This window comes from Kitasatospora sp. NPDC059722 (assembly GCF_042733235.1).
In the GTDB taxonomy this organism is placed as follows: domain Bacteria; phylum Actinomycetota; class Actinomycetes; order Streptomycetales; family Streptomycetaceae; genus Kitasatospora.
This window is the reverse complement of the sequence record NZ_JBHWGD010000213.1, coordinates 1-4592: the sequence shown is the minus strand read 5'-3', so window position 1 is coordinate 4592 and position 4592 is coordinate 1. Positions and strand designations below refer to the sequence as shown.

Sequence of the window (4592 nt, the reverse complement as noted above, 5' to 3'; positions counted from 1 at the left end):
CGCCACGTCGTCCTCGTCGTCGAGGAGTTCCCCGAGGAGGTGCGCGGCGAGGGCGTGCGGGGTCGGGTAGTCGAAGACCATGGTCGCCGGAAGCCGGAGCCCGGTGACGTCGGCCAGGCGGTTGCGCAGTTCGATCGCGGTGAGGGAGTCGAAGCCGAGGTCCCGGAACTCCCGCGCGGGGTCGACCGCCTGGCCCGAGGCGTGGCCGAGGACGCCGGCGGCCTCCGCGCGGACGAGGTCGACGAGGTGGCGCAGGCGGTCGCCCTCGCGCAGCTCGTACACGCGGGCGGCGAGGGCCGTGCCGGTGGTGCTCACGGCGGTGCGGCGCCCGGCGGGCAGGAGGGCGCGGAACATCGTCGGCACCTCGCCGCGCGGGCGGGCGCCCGCGGCCATGCGGCCGGTCGCGACCAGGTACGGCTCGTCGACGGCCATCGCGGCGTCGAGCAGCGCGAGGCCGTCCTCCTCGGTGAGCGGCGGGACGCCGGAGGAGCGGATGCGGTGCAGGTCGGCCTCGGTGAGCGTGCCCGTCATGCCGGCGGTCGGCACCCACGCACCCCAGCCGAGGGACTGGGCGGGTAGGCCGTTCTGACGGCGCCAGACGGCAAGCGCGTCGAGGTAGACGTTCGCCGCCGCGTAGTTGCCCTGGCCGGCGCTGCCCAGGACACCGGAGATGGACGAGAACAGGACGAAGGCCTTGAGGTCCTGGTCCTTGGTCAGCTCGTGCAGGTTCCACGCCGCGTCGACCTTGGGACGCAGGACGGCAGCGAGTCGCTCGGGCGTCAGTGTGCTCACGACGCCGTCGTCCAGCACACCGGCCGCGTGCACGACACCCGTGATCGTCCGGCCCTTCAGGGCCTCGGCGAGCGCCTCGCGATCGGCGGCGTCACAGGCCACGACCTCGACGTCGGCGCCCAGCTCGCGCAGGTCCTCCAGCCACACACCGACGCCCCCGCGGCGGCTCAGCAACAGCAGGTCCCGGACGCCGTGTTCCGCCACCAAGTGGCGTGCGACGAGACGGCCAAGACCGCCAGTGCCGCCCGTGACGACGACCGTTCCCTCGCCCCAGCCCGCGGACGACCCACCGCCGGGAGCGCGGGTCAGCCGGCCGACGCGCACGGCACCGTCGCGGACCACCACCTGCGACTCTCCGGTCGCCAGCACGGCGTCCAACGGGAACTCGCCGTCCGTGTCCACGAGCACGAACCGACCCGGGTTCTCCGACTCGGCCGCCCGCACCAGACCCCACACGGCAGCGCCCGCGAGATCCGACACCCCGTCGACCGCGCCCCGGGTGACGAGGACGAGGCGCGCATCCGCGAACCGCGGCTCCGCCAGCCACTCCTGCACCAGGCCCAGCACCCACGCCGTCACCTCGTGCACGTCCCCGGGCGTCGAACCGCCCGCCACCGGGACCACCACGACCTCCGGCACGTCGTCACCGAGCTCGGACAGCCCGGCGACCTCCACGGACCGAACGCCGACCGGTCGGACGGGCGCAGCCGCGATCCATTCCAGCCGCAGCAATGACCCGTTCGCCCCGTGAGAGGCGGCGGCCGGCTCACCCAGCTCCACGGACTCCGCCGAGAGCACGAGCTCGCCCGCCGCGTCGGCGAGGGTCAGCGACAGCGTGTCCGCGCCCGTCCGCACCAGTCGGGCGCGCGCCACCGTGGCGCCCGTGGCGTGCAGCGACACCCCGGACCAGGCCACGGGGACGAGCCCCCGGCCGTCCGCCCGCAGAACGGCGGCCAGCAGCGCGGGGTGCAGCCCGAACCCGGCTGCCGTGCCCGCCAGTTCGGCCGGGAGCTCGGCCTCGGCGAAGGTCTCCTCGCCGCGCCGCCAGACGTCGGCACCGTCCGTGACCGCGTCGTCCGCGACCGCGCCGGTCGGCGGCCAGACCGCCGCGTCGAAGTCGGCGGCGCACGCTCCCGTGGTCAGCACCCCGGTGGCGTGCTCGGTCCAGGGCTCGTCGAGCCCGCCGTCGGGGCGCGAGAAGAACGTCACCGTCCGCGCCCCCGACCCGTCCGGCGCACCGGCCCGGACCTGGAGCATGGTGCCCGCGTCCAGGGCGAGCGGCCGGGCCACGGCGAGCCGCTCGACCCGGTCGCAGCCGACGTGGTCGCCGACCCGGATCGCCAGCTCCAGGAACCCGGCCGACGGGAAGACGTCCGCGTCGCCGTCCCACACCGCCGTGCCGGGCGCGAGCCGGCCGGTGAAGACGACGCTGTCCGTGCCCGCGAGCGGCACGGCGGCGCCGAGCAGCGGGTGGTCCGCCGCCAGCAGACCGGCGGAGGCGACGTCGCCGACGCCGCTGCCCAGGGCGGGCCAGTAGTGCTGGTGCTGGAAGGGGTACGTCGGCAGGTCGACGCGGCGGGCGCCGGTGCCGTCGAACAGCCGGGCCCAGTCGACGGGGACACCGGTGACGTGCAGGCGGGCCAGGGCGGTGACGAGGGTGTGCTCCTCGGGCCGGTCGCGGCGCAGGAGCGGGAGTGCGGGGGCGTCCGACTCGTGCTGGGCGAGGGCGGCAAGGACACCGTCCGGACCGAGCTCGACGAAGGCCGTGGCACCGGCTGCGCGCAGGGCGTGGAGGCCGTCGGCGAAACGGACGGCCTCACGGACGTGGCGCACCCAGTAGTCGGGCCCCTGGACGCCTTCGGCCAGCGCGCCGGTCAGGTTGGAGACCAGCGGAATCGAAGGCGCGCTGTAGGCAAGCCCGTTGAGGACCTCGCGGAAGTCCTCCAGCATCGGATCCATCAGCGGCGAGTGGAACGCGTGCGACACCTTCAGCCGCGTCGTCTTACGGTCCGCGAAGTGCTCCTCGATCGCCGCGACAGCCTCCTCCGTGCCCGAGACGACCACGGACGACGGTCCATTGACGGCCGCGATCGACACGAACTCACCCAACAGCGGCAGGACTTCGTCCTCCGCCGCCTGCACGGCGAGCATCGCGCCACCCTCGGGCAGCGCCTGCATCAGCCGACCACGAGCACTCACCAGAGCGCAGGCATCGGTCAGGCTGAACACCCCGGCCACATGCGCCGCCGCCACCTCGCCAATGGAGTGCCCGGCCACGAACTCCGGCTCCACACCCAACGACTCGAGCAACCGGAACAGAGCCACTTCGACCGCGAACAACCCGGCCTGAGCGAACTCCGTCCGGTTCAACAGCTCAGCATCATCGCCCCACACCACATCCCGCAGCGCCGAATCCAACTCCGCACACACGGCATCAAAAGCCGACGCGAACACCGGGAACCGGGCATACAACTCCCGCCCCATCCCCAACCGCTGCGACCCCTGCCCCGAAAACAGGAACGCCGCAGACCGCTCCCCCGCCACACCACGCGCAACCTCGACCCCGTCCACCAGCACCGCGCGATGCCCGAGCCGCGAGCGGCCCGCCAAGGCGAGGGCGACGTCCACGGGAGAACCGTCGATGCCGGCCAGCCGCCCCAGCTGCGCGTCGAGCGCCGCCTCCGACTTCGCCGAGACCACCCACGGCACCGCACCGGGCACAACCGCCGGTTCGTCGGTCGCGGCGTCCTCCTCGACCGCCTCCTCGACGATCACGTGCGCGTTCGTGCCGCTGATCCCGAACGCGGACACGCCCGCGCGGTGCGGCCGGTCCACCTCCGGCCAGGCCCGGGCCTCGGTGAGCAGCTCGACGGCCCCCGCCGACCAGTCCACCTCGGCGGACGGCGCGTCGACGTGCAGCGTCTTCGGCAGCACGCCGTGCCGCAGCGCCATCACCGTCTTGATCACGCCGGCCGCGCCGGCCGCGGCCTGGGTGTGGCCGATGTTGGACTTCAGCGAGCCGAGCAGGAGCGGCTGTTCGCGGTCCTGCCCGTAGGTGGCGAGGAGTGCCTGGGCCTCGATCGGGTCGCCGAGCGGCGTGCCCGTCCCGTGGCCCTCGACGGCGTCGACCTCGGCGGCAGAAAGCCCGGCGGCGGCCAGCGCCTGGCGGATGACGCGCTGCTGGGACGGACCGTTGGGCGCCGTCAGTCCGTTCGACGCGCCGTCCTGGTTGACGGCCGAGCCGCGCAGGACGGCGAGCACCGGGTGCCCGTTGCGGCGGGCGTCAGAGAGCCGCTCCAGCACCAGGACGCCCGCGCCTTCCGCCCAGCCCGTCCCGTCCGCCGCGTCGGCGAACGCCTTGCACCGCCCGTCCGGAGCGAGCCCGCCCTGCCGGGAGAACCCGGAGAAGCTCATCGGCGTCGACAGCACGGTGACGCCGCCCGCGAGGGCCAGCGTGCACTCGCCGGCCCGCAGCGCCTGCGACGCGAGGTGCATCGCCACGAGCGACGAGGAGCACGCCGTGTCGACGGTGACCGCCGGGCCCTCCAGACCGAAGGTGTACGACACCCGGCCGGACAGCACGCTCGCCGTCAGGCCGGTGGTGGCGTGGCCCTCCATGTCCTCGTCCGAGTTCATCACCACGCCGACGTAGTCGACGCCCGCCGTGCCGACGAACACGCCGGTGCGGGTGCCGCGCAGGCCCGCCGGGTCGATGCCCGCCCGCTCGAAGGCCTCCCAGGACGTCTCCAGCAGCAGGCGCTGCTGCGGGGCCAACGCGAGGGCCTCGCGCGGCGAGATGC

General features: G+C 74.4%; 1 protein-coding gene. It reads right to left on the bottom strand.

All coding sequences use genetic code 11. The features are described 5' to 3' along the window. A partial coding sequence (locus ACFV4F_RS42405; RefSeq protein WP_380511186.1) for a type I polyketide synthase occupies window positions 1-4592 on the bottom strand: 4592 nt, incomplete at both ends.